At 64.1% G+C, this 14,842-nt stretch carries 22 protein-coding genes; 20 read left to right on the top strand and 2 right to left on the bottom strand.

All coding sequences use genetic code 11. The features are described from left to right. The first annotated feature begins 223 nt into the window (after positions 1-223). The 5 genes from ACPF7Z_RS08620 to ACPF7Z_RS08600 all read left to right on the top strand — a co-directional run bounded on the left by ACPF7Z_RS08620 (position 224) and on the right by ACPF7Z_RS08600 (position 1,847). The gene (locus ACPF7Z_RS08620; protein WP_425192846.1) at positions 224-379 is read left to right on the top strand and encodes a hypothetical protein; all 156 of its coding nucleotides are present in this window, start codon (positions 224-226) and stop codon (positions 377-379) included. Then, a complete protein-coding gene (locus ACPF7Z_RS08615; protein WP_022524259.1) occupies positions 366-683 on the top strand; it encodes a hypothetical protein in 318 nt (105 codons plus the stop codon). The genes ACPF7Z_RS08620 and ACPF7Z_RS08615 overlap by 14 nt, the downstream gene beginning before the upstream one ends. 4 nt (positions 684-687) lie before the next feature. Further along, positions 688-1,170 carry a PH domain-containing protein gene (locus ACPF7Z_RS08610; RefSeq protein WP_425192845.1) on the top strand — a complete coding sequence of 161 codons (483 nt, stop codon included), beginning with the start codon at positions 688-690 and terminating at the stop codon, positions 1,168-1,170. Between the two features lie 7 nt (positions 1,171-1,177). Further along, entirely contained in the window at positions 1,178-1,543 is a 366-nt protein-coding gene (locus ACPF7Z_RS08605; RefSeq protein WP_425192844.1) for a hypothetical protein, read from the top strand. A 76-nt stretch (positions 1,544-1,619) separates the two neighbouring features. Then, positions 1,620-1,847: a hypothetical protein gene (locus ACPF7Z_RS08600; protein ID WP_425192843.1), complete on the top strand. Its 228-nt coding sequence runs from the start codon at positions 1,620-1,622 to the stop codon at positions 1,845-1,847. Positions 1,848-1,850: 3 nt separating this feature from the next. On the opposite strand, the gene ACPF7Z_RS08595 is transcribed toward ACPF7Z_RS08600, so the two are convergent. Continuing rightward, the gene (locus ACPF7Z_RS08595) at positions 1,851-2,174 is read right to left on the bottom strand and encodes a hypothetical protein (protein ID WP_425192842.1); all 324 of its coding nucleotides are present in this window, start codon (positions 2,172-2,174) and stop codon (positions 1,851-1,853) included. Between the two features lie 44 nt (positions 2,175-2,218). Next, complete coding sequence (locus tag ACPF7Z_RS08590; RefSeq protein WP_425192841.1) at positions 2,219-2,524, bottom strand: hypothetical protein; 306 nt, start codon at positions 2,522-2,524, stop codon at positions 2,219-2,221. Positions 2,525-2,632: 108 nt separating this feature from the next. Between ACPF7Z_RS08590 and ACPF7Z_RS08585 the strand changes: the two genes are divergently transcribed. The 15 genes from ACPF7Z_RS08585 (at position 2,633) to ACPF7Z_RS08515 (ending at position 14,834) form a co-directional block, all read left to right on the top strand. Further along, the gene (locus ACPF7Z_RS08585; RefSeq protein WP_074211728.1) at positions 2,633-3,472 is read left to right on the top strand and encodes a DUF4942 domain-containing protein; all 840 of its coding nucleotides are present in this window, start codon (positions 2,633-2,635) and stop codon (positions 3,470-3,472) included. Between the two features lie 13 nt (positions 3,473-3,485). Further along, complete coding sequence (locus tag ACPF7Z_RS08580; protein ID WP_425192840.1) at positions 3,486-5,093, top strand: DUF4942 domain-containing protein; 1,608 nt, start codon at positions 3,486-3,488, stop codon at positions 5,091-5,093. Positions 5,094-5,179: 86 nt separating this feature from the next. Next, on the top strand, positions 5,180-5,392 hold the full coding sequence (locus ACPF7Z_RS08575) for a hypothetical protein (RefSeq protein WP_022524267.1): 213 nt from the start codon (positions 5,180-5,182) through the stop codon (positions 5,390-5,392). Between the two features lie 170 nt (positions 5,393-5,562). Next, positions 5,563-5,868 carry a hypothetical protein gene (locus ACPF7Z_RS08570; RefSeq protein WP_074211726.1) on the top strand — a complete coding sequence of 102 codons (306 nt, stop codon included), beginning with the start codon at positions 5,563-5,565 and terminating at the stop codon, positions 5,866-5,868. Beyond that, positions 5,865-6,473 (top strand): DsbA family protein, encoded by a 609-nt coding sequence (locus ACPF7Z_RS08565; protein WP_179931201.1) that lies wholly within the window; start codon positions 5,865-5,867, stop codon positions 6,471-6,473. The genes ACPF7Z_RS08570 and ACPF7Z_RS08565 overlap by 4 nt, the downstream gene beginning before the upstream one ends. Next, on the top strand, positions 6,473-7,117 hold the full coding sequence (locus tag ACPF7Z_RS08560; protein WP_425192839.1) for an OmpA family protein: 645 nt from the start codon (positions 6,473-6,475) through the stop codon (positions 7,115-7,117). The genes ACPF7Z_RS08565 and ACPF7Z_RS08560 overlap by 1 nt, the downstream gene beginning before the upstream one ends. Next, on the top strand, positions 7,114-7,899 hold the full coding sequence (locus ACPF7Z_RS08555; RefSeq protein ID WP_425192838.1) for a hypothetical protein: 786 nt from the start codon (positions 7,114-7,116) through the stop codon (positions 7,897-7,899). Before ACPF7Z_RS08560 ends, ACPF7Z_RS08555 begins: the two co-directional genes overlap by 4 nt. Before the next feature lie 10 nt (positions 7,900-7,909). After that, complete coding sequence (locus ACPF7Z_RS08550; RefSeq protein ID WP_425192837.1) at positions 7,910-8,323, top strand: lytic transglycosylase domain-containing protein; 414 nt, start codon at positions 7,910-7,912, stop codon at positions 8,321-8,323. Next, on the top strand, positions 8,320-8,682 hold the full coding sequence (locus tag ACPF7Z_RS08545) for a TrbC/VirB2 family protein (protein WP_022524273.1): 363 nt from the start codon (positions 8,320-8,322) through the stop codon (positions 8,680-8,682). Before ACPF7Z_RS08550 ends, ACPF7Z_RS08545 begins: the two co-directional genes overlap by 4 nt. A 16-nt stretch (positions 8,683-8,698) precedes the next feature. Next, positions 8,699-8,992 (top strand): type IV conjugative transfer system protein TraL, encoded by a 294-nt coding sequence (gene traL, locus ACPF7Z_RS08540; RefSeq protein WP_022524274.1) that lies wholly within the window; start codon positions 8,699-8,701, stop codon positions 8,990-8,992. Then, positions 8,992-9,549 carry a TraE/TraK family type IV conjugative transfer system protein gene (locus tag ACPF7Z_RS08535; RefSeq protein WP_022524275.1) on the top strand — a complete coding sequence of 186 codons (558 nt, stop codon included), beginning with the start codon at positions 8,992-8,994 and terminating at the stop codon, positions 9,547-9,549. Before traL ends, ACPF7Z_RS08535 begins: the two co-directional genes overlap by 1 nt. Continuing rightward, on the top strand, positions 9,546-10,238 hold the full coding sequence (locus ACPF7Z_RS08530) for a hypothetical protein (protein ID WP_425192836.1): 693 nt from the start codon (positions 9,546-9,548) through the stop codon (positions 10,236-10,238). The genes ACPF7Z_RS08535 and ACPF7Z_RS08530 overlap by 4 nt, the downstream gene beginning before the upstream one ends. Further along, the gene (locus ACPF7Z_RS08525) at positions 10,231-11,718 is read left to right on the top strand and encodes a TrbI/VirB10 family protein (RefSeq protein WP_425192835.1); all 1,488 of its coding nucleotides are present in this window, start codon (positions 10,231-10,233) and stop codon (positions 11,716-11,718) included. The genes ACPF7Z_RS08530 and ACPF7Z_RS08525 overlap by 8 nt, the downstream gene beginning before the upstream one ends. 4 nt (positions 11,719-11,722) lie before the next feature. Then, positions 11,723-12,220, top strand: coding sequence for a TraV family lipoprotein (locus ACPF7Z_RS08520; protein WP_074211719.1), 498 nt, complete (start codon positions 11,723-11,725; stop codon positions 12,218-12,220). A gap of 1 nt (position 12,221) precedes the next feature. Next, a complete protein-coding gene (locus ACPF7Z_RS08515) occupies positions 12,222-14,834 on the top strand; it encodes a TraC family protein (protein ID WP_425192834.1) in 2,613 nt (870 codons plus the stop codon). Positions 14,835-14,842 lie beyond the last annotated feature (8 nt).

The raw sequence follows: 14,842 nt of genomic DNA, 5'->3' as shown, positions 1-14,842 counted from the left end.
TGCTTGCCTCGGGTCAGGATTTCGCATGCGAAACCGCAAAAGCGAGTGTACCGCAAAGGCGTTGGTCTGATACCGCAACCGCATGGCCTGGCAAGGCGACCGCCAATGCGCCGGGTGGACTTAACTAAAAAACGTCGTATTGTATAGATAAGGCTTTATAATGGACTCTGACACGTTGATTCAGGAGGCAGAAGCCGACCTTTCCCTGCTGTCGAGGCTCGTTGTGGGACGGGCCTCAATGCAGGAGCGCAACGGGAAACTCGTGCTGGGGATCGACCAGGAGGGGGCGCGATTACTGACGATGGATCGCGTGAGGCAGGAGATCGAAAGCGCGGTGGAGCGAGTCTGGGGGCTGGAGGTCGTGTATGAGCGAGCGTAGTACCCGCCAGGCCCGGCAGTTAGTCAGGCGTCTTGCCCGCGACTGCAACCTTGAGTGGCCTGGCGGCGAGGAAAACGCCGCGCTCCTCTATGACCGCTCGACTCGCCGCTGGGAGCTGCGCTGCATCGACAGCACTCCCTCCCCGGTCATTCGTGGCCCTACCCCTCTCACACACCTGCTGCGCGATGGCTTCGTGCTGATCCGCTGGCCTGACGACCAAATTGAGCTGTTCCACGTTGAGACAGTTCATTCACAACTGCGCCACCGGCTTGAAAAAGCGGAGGTGGCCCAAGCCGGAGCATAGTTCGATGAGTACGAGCATCACCTATCGAGTCAGCCACCGTGCCTTGCTGGGCTACTGGCTGCTCATCCCCGTGGGGGCGGCGCTGTATTTTGCCCCCGACGCCCCATTCACGTTGGCCGGGGTGAACCCCGCCTCGCCGCTGACTGCCGCCCTTACCTGGGCCGGGATGGGGGTAGCTGCCTGGGGGCTGCTGAACGTGGCCTACCAGCGACTGGCTCACAAGTACGTCATCGAGCCGGATCGCGTCATTGAGCGCCATGGGATCATCGCTCGGCGCGTGACGCCGCTTCACATCCACCACATCCGCTCAACAGAGGTGAACCAGACCATCATGGGGCGGTTGCTGGGCTATGGCACCGTGGAAATGTCCGCCGCTGGCACAGGCACCAGTGAGGCCCGTTTCGATCGCGTATCGCGCCCCATGGACGTGATGGCAGCGATCGACGGTTCTGTGAGCAACAAGGCGTCCACCGCAGGAGGGGAGTAGCAAGACCATGGAAAGCCTCACTTCGACCCTCGCCAGTGTGTTGATCCCCGGCCACCATGTTGCCGTTGGCACTCCTGGGGGACAGGAAACCCTGCCCGAGCGCCAGCTTCTCTCTCAGGTATTCCTGAAGGCCATTGATGACCTGAAGAGCGACAACCTCAAGCACCAGTATTCCGCAGCCGAGTTCCTGGCTGGCCCGGTGGCAGAGGAGTACATCGGCCACCTCGGGCTGCCTGAGTGGACGCCGAAGCTGGCGCTACTGATCCACGCCCAATGCGATCTTCGCTCGTGTCTGGAGATCCCCGATGACCTGGAGGGCGTTCTGAGCCGGTATCGGCCCGCAGTCAGAGATGGCAGCGAAGCCTCGCTGTGACTTGCCACGCGCCATGCCGCTCGGCATCCTGCGGCCTGATCACGTCAGGCTCGACTACCGAGGAGGGGATAACGGCATGGCCGACTTTCGTTCGACAAGGATTGGCGTAGCCAACGCAGCCCGCATCCTCAATGTGCGGGTTGCGGAGCTGAAGGAAGCGGTGCGTCACGACCAGCCGCTGTACGGTGTTCACCTCCCCAAGCCAATCGGCTATCTGGGGGCCTCGGCCAAGGAAATGTACTTCACCGCTGGCGAAATCATGGATGCAGCCGACCTGATCGCACAGCAGCGCAAGGCCCCATAGCCCTCACCTTCCAGGGTCGCGCCCGTTGTCCTCGGGCGCGATGATACCGTTGAGCCTCCCTTCCACTGGCGGTGCCGCCTGAAGTCGCCGCTCCTGATCCGTCAGCCACTCTCGCCTCTCCTCAGCTTGCCGTTGCTCCCCCTGACGGGACGCCTGATGACCGATGCCTCGGGCTTGCCTCTCCAGGGCGCGAGACTCGCCATGCGCCAGGGCCTGCTCGCCCTGTGACGCTGGGCTGGCCTGCGCCAGCATGGTCATTGGCATCCATAGTGCGCCAGCCGCCACGGCTCCCAGTCCCCAGTGAGCGATCTTGTCTCGACTACCCATCACAACGCCTCCTGCTGCCCTGGGTAACTCAGCACCCAGCATCCTCAATCGGGCTTGTCGGTGGGCGACACGCTGCCCCCTTTGGCGTTGACCCACGCCTCCAGCTCGCTCGCGCAGTCGTGCGGCAATCTGACCTCGACCGTGACGAACGCTCGATCGACCTCGGCCCGAATACGCTTAGCGGCTTGTGAGACAGCCGCCCGGCTGATGCCGTGGCGTTGCGCGGCCTCGGCATAGGTAGCGCACACTCCCTCGATCACCTCAACGGCAGCATCACAGGCCCTTCCGCGAAGCCTAAGCCTCGCCAGGGCAGCGTATAGCTGTCCCTTGCTGATGTCCCGATCTTCCATTTGCCCTCCTGAGAAAGTGTGCTTTGCACGCGAAAAATGCTTGCTGTAAACACTTTGTATGCCGTAAGGTGTTTACATCGTACCGACAACGCAGCGAGGCCGCTACCGATGCAGCAAGACACGACGCAGCTCCCGTCCCCCGCCCTGGGCGCCATGGATGACCTGCTGGCGCGTCGAGAAAAGGCGCTGGCGCTGGCGCAGGGTGCAGCGGCGCAACTGGCCGAGGCCGCCTCCCTCATGCCCATCAGCAGCTTCCGGTTTGCTTCCATGCTCCGGCACCTGACCTGGCACGATCTCAGCGTTCGCCCCGAGGCGTTCTGTGACCGGATCGCCAACGAGGCACGGCAGACCTTCGATGCCAATGGCTGGCGCTGGTTGCTCGATAGCTCCGGCCTGGGTGACGTGATGACCGCCCAGGACAAGCAGGAGGTGCAGCGCCAGCTCAATGATGACCCCCTGCCGTTGAACCGGGAGAACGTGCAATCGACCTTTGTGGCCCTGTTCGAGACACGCCATGAGGTATTCCGGCGCGGGGTGGTCGAGCTGTTCCAGAGCCTCTGCAAGCGGTATCGCAGCCACAGTGCGTTCAAGGTCAAGCGGCGGCTGGTGGTCGAGCAGGCGTTCAGTGAGCACGGCGGCTGGCGCAGTTTCGGGAGCGCCAGGGAGCGCGTGGATGACCTGGAGCGCATCTTGCTGGTGCTGGAGGGCCTGGAGCCGTCCCAAGTGCCCCATGAGGAGCGGCTGGCTCACCGCCTGCAAGAGCAGCGCCATGCCGCCTTGCTGGGCGATGGCGACCGGGCCGGGGAGCTGGAAACGGAGTGGCTGGTTTGTCGCTGGTTTGCGAACGGGAACCTTCACCTCTGGCTGAAGCGCCCCGACCACATTGACCGGATCAACGGCCTGATCGCGGAACACTACGGCGCCGCGCTGGCGCACGAGCGCTACTAGGGAGGACACCTGCATGATTCACGAAGCTATCGATACTCGCGCCAGCACCGAATACCTTGACGACCTCGGGGAGTTCTTCGCCCCCGTCTCCACCGACCTCATTGACGGCCTCGTGGGCGAGCGCCAGGCGAGGAAAGCGGAGATCGAGGGACTGGCCAACCTCGTTCTTGGCGAGGGATACAGCGCGGCCATGGGCTACTTCCTGGAGGGGAACCAGCACGACCTCTCCCGATTCGGCGGTCATCAGGTATCACGGCTGTTCGATGTCGAGGGTGCCGTGGCGGCGCTGGATGCGGACATGTGGCAGCGAACGCTGGCGCTGACTGATGTGCTCGACGTGATGCCGGCTGATCGGCGCTATGAGTGGAATGACGAGATCCGCCGCCACAAGGCCCCGGCGTTCGAGGAGGCCACGGTTCGGGCCACCCTGGAGCAACTGCTGTTGCAGCGGGCCGAGTTCTTCGCCGAGAAGGTAGATGGGGTGTTCCGTGCCCTGTCGGGCCAGCATGTCACCAACCGCCCTGAAGGGTTCAGCAAGAAGATGATCTTCGGTGGCCTGCTCGACGTGCTGGACTTCATCGACTCTCGCCGCTGCGGCTATATCCACGACCTCCGCACTGTGCTGGCGCGTTTCATGGGGCGCGAGGAGCCCTTGCCGGGGACGACCCGCAAGGCCCTGGATCTCGTGAAGCGCCGCCTTGGGGTATGGCATGACCTGGATGGTGGCGCCATCCGGCTCAAGCTCTACAAGAAAGGCACCTGCCATGTGGAGGTTCACCCGGAGCTGGCGTATCGGCTCAATGCCATTCTGGCGAGCCGGTATCCGGCTGCGATCCCGGCTGCCTTCCGCAAGCGGCCCTCTGCTGGCGCCAGCAAGAAGCATTTTGCCGCCCTTCAGATGCCTCTGCCCTCGGCGGTGATCAGCCAGATCGCCGACGCCCGCCTCAACGGCCGCAAGCTCAGCCTCTCCTGGTACACGCTCGATCAGCAGTCGAAGCGCGAGCGCCAGGCCATCGAGGAGGCCCTGGCGGGCATCGGGGGTGCCAAGGTCGATATGGCGACCTTCGAGTTCGACTATGACCCCGAGGAGGCGCTGGCGCATCTCGTGATGACCGGCTGCCTGCCTGAGCAACGCTCGCACCAGTATTACCCGACCCCGGGGAGTGTGGCCGAGGAGGCTGTGGACCTCGCCGAGATCCGCCCACACGACAAGATCCTGGAGCCGAGTGCAGGGCAGGGCCATCTGGCCGAGTGGCTGCCACAGGCGCAGACGACCTGCGTGGAGCTGGCGGACCTTCACTGCAAGGTGCTCGCGGCCAAGGGCTACACCTGCCACCACGCGGATTTTCTGACCTGGGCTGAAGATGGGCGCATGGCTGGCGCCTTCAGCAAGGTCGTGATGAACCCGCCCTTCAGCCAAGGCCGAGCGGCCCTGCATCTTGCCGCTGCGGCGAAGTGTGTCGCCCCAGGCGGTCGTCTGGTGGCCGTGCTCCCGGGCTCCCTGCGCGGCAAGGACGTGCTGCCAGGCTGGGACGTGTCCTGGTCAGCGCCTCGGCAGGGGGAGTTCGCGGGAACCGGCGTGACGGTCGTGCTCCTGGTGGCCGACCGCCCCGCCGTTTGACTGGCTGGCTGGCGCGGGCCGCCCGCTCGCGCCAGCTCAGGCCCTTGGGATAGCATCGCAAGGCGCGAGACAGGAATGGTGATCGCATGGACCGTACTTGCCGAGAGGCGTATCAGTTATCGCATGAGCTGTACCGAACGCTGGGTAACTACCAGCCGTCGCCCTATGCGCCCTGGACGGCAGAAGACCTGGCTTGGCTTGCTGGCGCTGATGATGCGTCAGGCTGCTATCCCGATCGCGCCACCCCAGCGCCGGCCCCAACGACGCCAGCCCCCACCGACCAACTCGCCTTGTTCTGACCCCGCGCCAGCAGGCGCTCCTCCCTTGCCGCAGAGCGCGTGATGACTGCGCATCCAACGCCGATCGAAAAAAAATCGCCCTCCCCCGCCATTTAGTGTCAGTGGCCGCCCTATCAGTCAGCGAGGCCCATTCGGGCACCTGATGAGAGAGCACCGCTGGGAGGCGGAATATGATGGGAGTTCGTGGTAGCACGCTGATCGGCGTGGCCATTCTTGTATGGGTTGCATGGATCGTCCTGGCGACCGACTCAGAAGCTCGTATTGAGCGCACCTGCCAGCCCGTTCTGTGGTTCGGCAATGTGGCAACGTCCCTCACACAGCTGACCTTCAATGAATATCAGGACTCGGTGCAGGAGAGCTTCGAGTCTGCCGACTACGCCTGCCGCTTTACCGTGTGGCGCCTGCTGCACGAAGACGCCTGGATTGAGAGCCAGCAAGGCACCGATCCCGAGGCGCCGACCGGGGAGGGCGAATGATGTTCGCGCCCCGTCGATTCCCCGCTCTGTTTCGCACCCTGGCCACCACCCTGCTCGCCGTGGGGGTCAGTGCTGGCGCGACGGCGGCTGAACCACGCCCTGTCGCGCTGGTTGAGTTCGCCAGCTTCGATTGCCAGTTCTGCCAGGCAATGAGTGATCACCACCCGGCGATCGAGGCAGCCGTCGAAGACGCCGAGCTTGAGTACCGCTACGCCCCTCTCCCCTCCCACACCAGCCTCGAGCGCGCCTGGCGCGAGCGCACCTATTACGCCTCCCGAGAGATCCCGGGGATCGCTGAGGAGGTCCGTGAGGCGTTCCTGACAGCCGGGAAAACTGGCGTCCCTCTCGAAAACCTCGATGAGGTGCTGGCGCATCTCGAGCTTCACGTTCCCCAAGTCCGCTGGAACCCCTTTTCTGAAGACCGCATTCAGGACCGCAGCTCAGTTGAGGCCATTGAGCGGGCCATCCGGCTGGCTCAGCGGGCCGAGCTGCGGGAGTACCCAGCCTTTGCTGTCGTCTCTCGCTCCGGTGTCGAGCTGCTGAGCCTGACTGGCGACGTGGATGAGAAGGCCGAGGCGGTAATCAAGTATCTGGAGAACCTTTGATGTCCTTGCGAAACCCCGTGCTGGCCGCCTCGCTCGTGGCCACCCTCGCTGGCTGTGTGGCCCAGCCACCGGCTGACGAGCCCAAGCGTTGGGAGGTGTTGCCTGACGCCTACAACACCCTGACCAGCCGCTATGTCCTGGTCCCGGGCTATGAGCACCTGGGTGTCTACGCCAACCGTACTTACAACTGGTACTACGGCGCCGGCAAAGGCCTGGAGCGGTATGCCCAGGGCGGCACCATCTACGACGAGGCGTACTGGCAGGCCCGCTACGCGGCCATGCCGGATGAGTACAAGGACGCCCTGGATGGCGTGCCGCTGGCGCGATTCCACTTCGAGTTCGACTCCACCGCCCTGACCCCGGCCTCCCAGCGAGAGCTTGCGTCCTTCCTGGATGGGGAGGCGCTAACCGGGCGCGTGCTCGTGGTCGGGTACACCGACCATATCGGACCCGAGACCTACAACGGTCCCCTCTCCCAACGCCGAGCCGATGCGATGGCCAGTGAGCTACGCAAGGCCTGGCCTGATGCCCGCTTCCTGACGGAAGGGCATGGCACCTACCCCAAGCTGGTTGACGGCACGACCGATACAGCGCGGGCGGCTAACCGTCGCGCCGAGATTTTTCACCTGGAGGCAGATCAATGAACGTCTTTATCGCCCACGCCCAGATCCTCCGTAAGGAGCCGCCGAAGGAGCCCGGTCGCTCCGGCCTGATGGTCCTGAAGGTCGGCAAGAACAAGCGCACCACCGACGCGCTGATCCAGTCGGTGAACCAGATCATCGTGCGCATCCCGGGGCATCTGTCCGACCGAGCGGCCAAGCTGCCGGTGGATTCCTACATCGAGATTTTCGGCCATGTCGGCGGGATTGTGCGTCGCTCCCAGGTTTCCGGCGAGCAGCACCTGAGCGCTGAGCTGGTGGCCAACAACATCCAGCCGGCCACGCCGATGATCGAGGGCAACATCGAGAAGCACCTGTTCAACCGCTTCATCGCGGTGGGCCTGCTGCGCGGCGTGAAGAGCCCGGAGAAGGAGGGGCCGCCCTCCACCGCCTACCTCCAGATTGGCCCGGATCGCCCGGACCTCGGCCGCTCGTTCCAGCATACCGGCGTGATCGGCATGGCGGCCTTTGGTCGTGTGGTCGACCGCCTCGCGGAGTATTCGGCCGGCACCGCTCTGCACGTTGAGGGTCGCGTCACCGGCCTGCTGCGCAAGATCCCCAAGCCAGGCGCCGAGGGCGGGTTTGAGGAGAGCCTGGAAGTCGGCCTGGTGATGGATCGGGTCACCCCAACCGCGATGGTCGCCGAGCGCATGCTGACGCCCTTCGAGGCGCCCAAGCCGGCCTCCGAGCGGCAGGACACCACCCCGCAGTCCAGCGCCGAAAGCAAGCGCCAGCCGGCGTCGGCTGCTGATCAGGCTCAGAGCTAGGAGGTCGTCAGTGTTCGCCCTACCCGATTGTGCCGTTGAGATCGCCGCCTACTACGAGGTGCCCATCCAGGTAGTCGCAGCTGTCCGCCAGCAAGAAAGCGGAAGCCGCGGCCAAGCAGTCGGCCGTATCGGGCCGAACAGGAACGGCACCTATGACCTCGGTGCCATGCAGATCAATACATGGTGGCTCGATCCAGAGACCAACCGGAATCACCTCCAGCAGTGGGGGATTACCGAGCAGGAGCTGCTGGAAAACGAGTGTACGAACATCGCCGTTGGAACGTGGATTCTCTACGAGAACATCACGCGCTATGGCGACTGGGAAGCGGCCTTGGCCGCTTACAACGCAGGGTCACCGGAGAGCCCGGTAGGCCAGCAATACGCAAACCAAGTCCTTGCGACACTAGGAGATCAGTACCAATGACTACTTCCGTCGAGATCCGCGACACCAAGCCTAGCAAGTTCGCCCAGCTGCGCGAGTCGCTGACGACCAACAAGAAGCGCATCGGGGAGCGTTCCCTGCTGGTGGCCACCACGCTTTTCATGGCCATGCCCGCCTGGGCGCAGTCCACCGAGTTCCAGGACTTCGCCGACAAGGTGGAGGAGCTGGCGCATGGCCCGTTCGGTATCGGCATCTCCATCCTCGCGCTGATCATCGGCTGCCTGGTGGGCCTCGGTCGCCAGTCCGCAGCTCCCGCCTTCCTTGGCCTGGGGATTGCCGGCGCCTTCGCTGTCGGCCCCTTCATGATCAAGGAAATCTTCAGCTGGTTCTCAGGCACCTGAGAAGGAGTAACGGGTCATGTCCAACGAGTCCTATCGGATTCCACAAGATGTCGACGCGCCAATCCCCATCTTCGCGTGGGAAATGACCGAGGTGGTCGTGGCCATCATGGTCATCGGCGTGGGGATCATCATGCGGTTCTTCATCCCGGGCCTGGTGGCCGGGATCTTGCTCATGATGGCGGCCAAGAAGATGCGTGCCGGCCAGAAGCGGGGGCAGGTTCAGCACGTCTTGTGGCGCATGGGGCTGCGGCTTGACCCGTTACTTGGCAAGTACGCCCCCCGTCCCATGCGCCTGGAGTACATCCGCTGATGAAATACCTCAACGCACTCCGTAATCAGTGGATCGCGGCCCGGGGCTGGATGTTCTGCACCCTGCTCCTGGCTGGGCTGCTGATCTACGTCATGCAGAGCTATGTGCAGCTGAGTGCCAACATGCCCACCCGGCTGGTCCCCTATGACCTGCACCTCATGGAGGGGCCGGTCGAGGTGGGCGCCAGCGCCGGCTACACCGATGAGGACTACCTCACCGAGATAGCCGTGGCTGACACCCAGCTGCACAGCACCTGGACCCCGAACAACGTCGAGAGCCAGTACGCACGCTTCCAGAACCGGATGACCCCGGCCCTGTACGCGAAGGTCGGCAACGACCTTCAGGGCCGCCTACCGGACCTGGAAAACTCCGAACGCTCCCAGGCCTTGTTCGTAGAGCACACCGAGGCCCTGGAAGACACCGTTCGGGTCACAGGACGGCTTCGCGCCTGGATCGGCAGCGAGCAGGTTGAAGACCGGCCGATTGCCTACCGGGTCCGCTACGCCTTCAGCGATGGCGTGCCCTACGTCGCTGGTTTCTCTGTGGAGGAAGAATGAACAAGCCCAAGATGCTGGGGCTGATCGCGGCGGCGGCCATGGTCGCCGCCCCCTTCGCCAGCGCCAGCGATGAAGTCCAGACGGTGGCTGTGTCCACTGATGCCTATAACCGGCTCGTGTTCCCCGAGCCGTACTCGCAGATCGTGATTCCCCCGGAAGCCGAGCTGCGTGATAACCCCGTGCCCACCGATGGTAAGCGGGGCCTGTTGATTCGACCGGCTGAGGATGCAGAGCCCTTCTCTGTCTTCGTTCAGCTGAAGAGCGGCGAGGCTTTCACTGTGAAGCTGGCGCCGGATGCTGACATCGAAGCCCAGGTATTCCGCTACCGGAATGCCCCCGACCTCTCTGAAAAGCCCGAGCAGGAAAGCCGGCCCAAGGATCGCTGGATAGCCGACACCATCCTGTCCGCTTTCCAGGGTGGCCGCCCTGCCGGGTTCGAGCCATCGGGCCGCCCGTCCAGCGCCCGCATGGAAATGCCCAACGGCGGCACCCTCAAGCTCACTGCCCAGGACCAATACCGTGGCTCCGGCCATGTGGTGAATGTCTATGTCCTGTCGGCGGATACCTCCGTGGAGGTCGAGCCTCGAGACTTCTACCGGGCCGGCGTCGTGGCCATCTCCCTGGATGGGGATGTGGTGAGCGAGCGCCAGCACCCTCGGATGATCGTCGTGGAGGTGGACCGTGGCTGAAGAGCAAGGCAAACAGCAGCCCGAGGAAGCCGGTAGCGGCAAAGCCTCTACCGTCTCCAAGGCCAAGTCCAAGATCGTGTCTCAAGGCTTGCTGGAGCGGGCACAGACACGCAAGTGGCTCCTCTATGGAGGGGCTGCCTGTCTGGTGGTGTGGCTGGTGGCCAGTAAGGCAATCAGCGAGCGCAACAGTGATGATGACCGCGCCCCGCCGCCTCCCGAGTTCGTAGACACCTCGCCGAACACTCGCGAGGGCGAGGAAATCACGATTGCTCGGCTTCAGCGCCAGCTCCGAGACGCCAATGAGCAGATTGCTCAGCAGCGTGAGCGCCAGGAGCAGCGTGACGAAGAGTTCATGGAGCAGCTGGAGTCGATCAAGTCCTCGATGGAGACCGAGCGCGCAGCGATGCAGACCACCATGGCTGAGCTGCGCGAGAGCCTGGTGAACGCCTCGGATAGCGACGGTGATGCTGGGGTGCGGATCGGCACCGGGTCACGCGATAGCGACAACAGCGCCAGTCGCTCGCCGACTGATTACCTCCGGCCGCCGCGCAGCGATGATCCCGGCGTGGTGCCGCCGCCCCCGCTGGCGCGTCGTGACAGCGACACAGGCCGAGGCAACCTGCCCCCGCGCCAGCAGACCTCTTCCGGTTCGAGCGGTGGGGTCATCCCCTCGCAGCTGCCCCAGCTCCGGCAGCCCGATGAGCCTGCTGATCCCATCGTGCTCGATGGCTCGAGCGGTGAGTCCAACGCCCGGATCATCCGCAACGAGGAAGTCGCTCAAGAGGACGACGAAGAGAATATGGGACCGCCGAAGGCTGGGTTCCTCCCGATGGGCTCGTTCTCCGAGGTCGCGATGCTGACCGGCGCCGATTTCGGTGCCGCCGAACGGACGCGCAACAACCCGCAGCCGGTGCTCTTCCGCATCCAGAACGATGCCTTCCTCCCGGGTAGTGCCCGGTATCGCCTCGCCGACTGCTTTGGCATGGGCGGTGGCTACGGGGATCTCTCGAGCGAGCGGGCGCACATCAATGTCACCCGGATCTCCTGCGTCGACACCAAGACCGGGATGATGCTCGAGTCCCCCATCAATGGGTACATCGTGGACTCCGATGGCCGCCTGGGGCTGCGCGGCAAGGTTGAGCGTCGTGCTGGCGCCCTGCTGGGCAAGGCCATGCTGGCTGGTTTCGCTGAAGGCGCCAGCAGCCTCGCAGCGACGGCTGCCCAGGGCGCTGAGCAGGCCGTGACCGGCAGTGGCGTGGTGACCACCGTTGACCCCGATAGCGTTGGCGAGGTGGGCCTGTACGGCGGTGCTGGCCGTGCCATGGAGATCCTGGCCGAGCGCTACATCGAAGAAGCCGAATCCATGTTCCCGGTGATCGAGGTTCCCTCTGGCCGCCGCGGGACCGTTGTGATCCAGGAAGGTCAGCAGCTTGAGTGGGAAGCCTACGAGCTGGCCGACAAGATGCCGACCCAGGAGTAACCCGATGACCAAGAAGCTGTTGATCCCCCTGGGCGCCCTGCTGCTCCTCGGCGGCTGCGCCACCGTCAAACATGATTGCGATCTCGGCGAAGAGTGCGTGGGCACCAGTGATGTCTACACCGCGGCCGTGGCCAATGAGGGCTCAAGCGAGTCAGTGATGGAGGGCGTGAAGCCCGCTTCCGAGGCTGAGGAGGAGCAGATCGAGCAGTGGCGCCCCTACAGCGGGGGCGGTCTCACTGACCAGCCGGTATACCAACCGGGCAAGCCCGTGCGTATCTGGGTAGCCCCGTGGCGCGGTGACGATGGGATTCTCCGCTCTGGCGAATACCTCTACGTCACCCTTCCCGATTCATGGCGCTATGGCGAGCTGCGCGAGGCAGGCGTCGGCGCCGGCATGATCGGGCCTGCGCCAGGCGAGCTGCACATTGCGCCTGCGGGGCGTGGGCGCCAGCCGAACCCGAACCGCATCCAGCCGCAAATGCAGATCGTCCCGGAGGAGTGAGATGAAGATCACTGCGATGACCCGCATGCGGCACCAGTTGCGCCGCATGATCCAGCAGGGGGCACCGGACTACGGAGACCGGGCTCTCCCTCTCCAGGCGGCCGAGGCGCTGACCGAGCGGGATGACCCGGCCACCCTGCTGCCCTACCTCGACTACGAGGATGGCTACTGTGTTAGGGACGATGGCAAGCACCCTCAGCTGGGGTTTGGCATCCAGTTCTCCCCGCTCATGGTCGCCGGCAAGGACATCGAGGAGCAGATCGAGTCGCTGATTACCCGGGCGCCAGCTGACACGGTGATTCAGTTCGTCGCGCACAGCTCTCCGGCCATCGAGGACCGCATCCAGACCTGGGAGACACGGCGGCTGCGCTACTGCAAAGACCCCATGCTCAAGGAGTTGGTGGAGCGGCGCAGCCAGCACATGCTCGATGCTGCGGCCAACAACAAGAGCTTGCTGCCGAACGAGCGCCTGTACCCTCGCGAGGTTCACTACTTCGCCTTCTTCACGATGACCTTCGACGGTGACCCGGAGCACGCGGAAGAGATCCGCTCCTGGCGCCACATGTGCGACGAGTTTCGCCAGTCGGTGCAGGGGGCCTTCGCGTCTATGGGCCTTGGCCCTGCGCTGATGAACGAGCTGGGTGCCCGGCGCGTGCTGCGCCGGATCGCTAACCCGCAGATGGTCCCGGGTGAGCTTCAGCGCCTCGAGGAGGAGGATGGGAGCTTTGTCGACTCGATTTTCGACAAGCGGACCCGAATCCGCGTGAAGTCGTCTGGCGCCATCCAGTTCAGCGATGACGAGCGCGAAGTCGACGTGGTGCCGATCACCATCGACACCTACCCGGACTACCTGCGGCTCTACATGACGGGCGACCTCCTGGGCGAGCTGAAGTCGGCCACCGACCGGATCGCGCCGGCCTACTGGATGCACACCACGATCTACAAGCCGTCGACCGAGAAGGCGCGAAACGACATCACCATGCGCATGGGGATGATCTCCAAGCAGTGCATGAGCGATTCCGAGTGGTACAAGGGCATGATGCCCCACCTGTTCACACGGCGCCGGGATACCCAGCAGCTGCTCAATGACACTCGCTCGAGCTACTGCCCGGTGCGCATGTGGTCAGGGATCAACATCATCACGGAGCCCGAGCGTGCGGCCTCGGATGCCGACTACGTTTCTTCGCTGTGGCGAAAGGCTGGGTTCCGGGCGTCCCGTGAGCGCTACATCACCTTGCCGATCTGGTTGTCCTCGCTCCCCTGGGGCTACAACCCGCGCATGGACAAGCCAACCTCGGGCCTCCAGCGGGCGCAGATGGTCTCGAGTCTCAACGGGGCCTGTGCGTCGATCTGTCAGGGCGACTGGGGCGGCAATGGCCCGGTGGTCCGCAAAGACCCCCAGGGCAACCCATACCTCTATGCCAACGGCCTGCTGCTGGTATCGCGCCGGGGGCAAATGTCGTGCATCGACATTTTCGACTCAGCGACCTCCTACAACTTTTCGGTCATCGCGACCTCGGGCGCGGGCAAGTCGTTCCTGGCCAACGAGTTCGTCACCGACATGCGCTGTCGGGATGGCGTGGTGCGGATCATCGACGTGGGCGGCTCCTACAAGGAGCTGTGCGAGCTGCTGGGCGGCCAGGAGCTGCGCTTCGACCCCAACTACCCGGTGTCTCTCAACCCCTTCTGGGGCATCCGCGGCAAACAGCGCTTCGATGATGATGACGGGGGCAGCGAGATCGCTGAGATGATCCCGGTCCTCAAGGATGCTATCTCGCAGATGGCTTTCCCGCTTGGGGAGCCGGACAACTACGAGTACCAGCTGATCGAGAAAGCCATCCTGGAGAGTCATGACAGGCATGGTGATGTCATGGAAACCAAGCACGTCTACCAGTGGCTGGCGGAGCGGGCAGACAGTGATCGGGTGGCCAAGAACATCGCGTTGCAGCTGGAGCCCTATGCGGTCGGCCGCCACGCCGCCTGGTTCAACGGCGAGCCTCAGCTGGACCTCTCCAACGAGTTCACGATCCTCGAGCTGGAAGAGCTGAACGTCGACCGTGAGCTGCGCAACGTGGTGATGACGCTGCTGATGGCGCGGACCACCCGGGACATGTACCTGCGCCCCCGCAACATCCCGAAGATGATGCTGATCGATGAGGCCTGGGATCTGCTGGCGGACCCCAAGAGCGGCAAGTTCATCGAGACCGCGTTCCGCCGTATCCGTAAGTATTACGGCAGTGCCGGCTTTATCACCCAGGGCTTCAAGGATACCGACCTCTCGCCGGCAGCCCAGGCCGCCTTCGATAACGCGCCCTGGACGTTCGTGCTCAAGCAGTCCGGCCCCTCGCTGGACTATGCCGAGAAGAACGGCAAGCTGGGCGGCGAGGATGAGTTCCTGTTCGACATGTTGCGAGGCGTGAAGCCCGGGGCGGGCTACTCCGAGGTGTTCGTCAAGCACGAGAGCGGCGGTGGTCTCTTCCGGTTTGTGGTCGACCCCTACTCGTACTTCCTCTACTCGACCAACCCGAAGGATCAGGCTCGCTTGATGAAGCTCACCGAGGCGGGCCACAGCACGCAAGAGGCCATCCGCATGCTTGCCGAAGGGCAAGGGTAGGGTTGGCT

The sequence above is a fragment of the Halomonas sp. GXIMD04776 genome, from assembly GCF_049808615.1.
Lineage (GTDB): Bacteria > Pseudomonadota > Gammaproteobacteria > Pseudomonadales > Halomonadaceae > Modicisalibacter.
This window is presented reverse-complemented; position numbering and strand designations above follow the sequence as displayed.

Excerpts from the sequence above, each read along its gene's own strand:
- ACPF7Z_RS08545 (WP_022524273.1), top strand. The coding sequence starts at position 8,320 with ATGACTACTTCCGTCGAGATCCGCGACACCAAGCCTAGCAAGTTCGCC.
- traL (WP_022524274.1), top strand. The coding sequence starts at position 8,699 with ATGTCCAACGAGTCCTATCGGATTCCACAAGATGTCGACGCGCCAATC.
- ACPF7Z_RS08520 (WP_074211719.1), top strand. The coding sequence starts at position 11,723 with ATGACCAAGAAGCTGTTGATCCCCCTGGGCGCCCTGCTGCTCCTCGGC.
- ACPF7Z_RS08610 (WP_425192845.1), top strand. The coding sequence starts at position 688 with ATGAGTACGAGCATCACCTATCGAGTCAGCCACCGTGCCTTGCTGGGC.
- ACPF7Z_RS08590 (WP_425192841.1), bottom strand. The coding sequence starts at position 2,524 with ATGGAAGATCGGGACATCAGCAAGGGACAGCTATACGCTGCCCTGGCG.
- ACPF7Z_RS08560 (WP_425192839.1), top strand. The coding sequence starts at position 6,473 with ATGTCCTTGCGAAACCCCGTGCTGGCCGCCTCGCTCGTGGCCACCCTC.
- ACPF7Z_RS08515 (WP_425192834.1), top strand. The coding sequence starts at position 12,222 with ATGAAGATCACTGCGATGACCCGCATGCGGCACCAGTTGCGCCGCATG.
- ACPF7Z_RS08605 (WP_425192844.1), top strand. The coding sequence starts at position 1,178 with ATGGAAAGCCTCACTTCGACCCTCGCCAGTGTGTTGATCCCCGGCCAC.
- ACPF7Z_RS08615 (WP_022524259.1), top strand. The coding sequence starts at position 366 with ATGAGCGAGCGTAGTACCCGCCAGGCCCGGCAGTTAGTCAGGCGTCTT.
- ACPF7Z_RS08585 (WP_074211728.1), top strand. The coding sequence starts at position 2,633 with ATGCAGCAAGACACGACGCAGCTCCCGTCCCCCGCCCTGGGCGCCATG.
- ACPF7Z_RS08575 (WP_022524267.1), top strand. The coding sequence starts at position 5,180 with ATGGACCGTACTTGCCGAGAGGCGTATCAGTTATCGCATGAGCTGTAC.
- ACPF7Z_RS08580 (WP_425192840.1), top strand. The coding sequence starts at position 3,486 with ATGATTCACGAAGCTATCGATACTCGCGCCAGCACCGAATACCTTGAC.
- ACPF7Z_RS08600 (WP_425192843.1), top strand. The coding sequence starts at position 1,620 with ATGGCCGACTTTCGTTCGACAAGGATTGGCGTAGCCAACGCAGCCCGC.
- ACPF7Z_RS08535 (WP_022524275.1), top strand. The coding sequence starts at position 8,992 with ATGAAATACCTCAACGCACTCCGTAATCAGTGGATCGCGGCCCGGGGC.
- ACPF7Z_RS08555 (WP_425192838.1), top strand. The coding sequence starts at position 7,114 with ATGAACGTCTTTATCGCCCACGCCCAGATCCTCCGTAAGGAGCCGCCG.
- ACPF7Z_RS08565 (WP_179931201.1), top strand. The coding sequence starts at position 5,865 with ATGATGTTCGCGCCCCGTCGATTCCCCGCTCTGTTTCGCACCCTGGCC.
- ACPF7Z_RS08595 (WP_425192842.1), bottom strand. The coding sequence starts at position 2,174 with ATGGGTAGTCGAGACAAGATCGCTCACTGGGGACTGGGAGCCGTGGCG.
- ACPF7Z_RS08570 (WP_074211726.1), top strand. The coding sequence starts at position 5,563 with ATGATGGGAGTTCGTGGTAGCACGCTGATCGGCGTGGCCATTCTTGTA.
- ACPF7Z_RS08530 (WP_425192836.1), top strand. The coding sequence starts at position 9,546 with ATGAACAAGCCCAAGATGCTGGGGCTGATCGCGGCGGCGGCCATGGTC.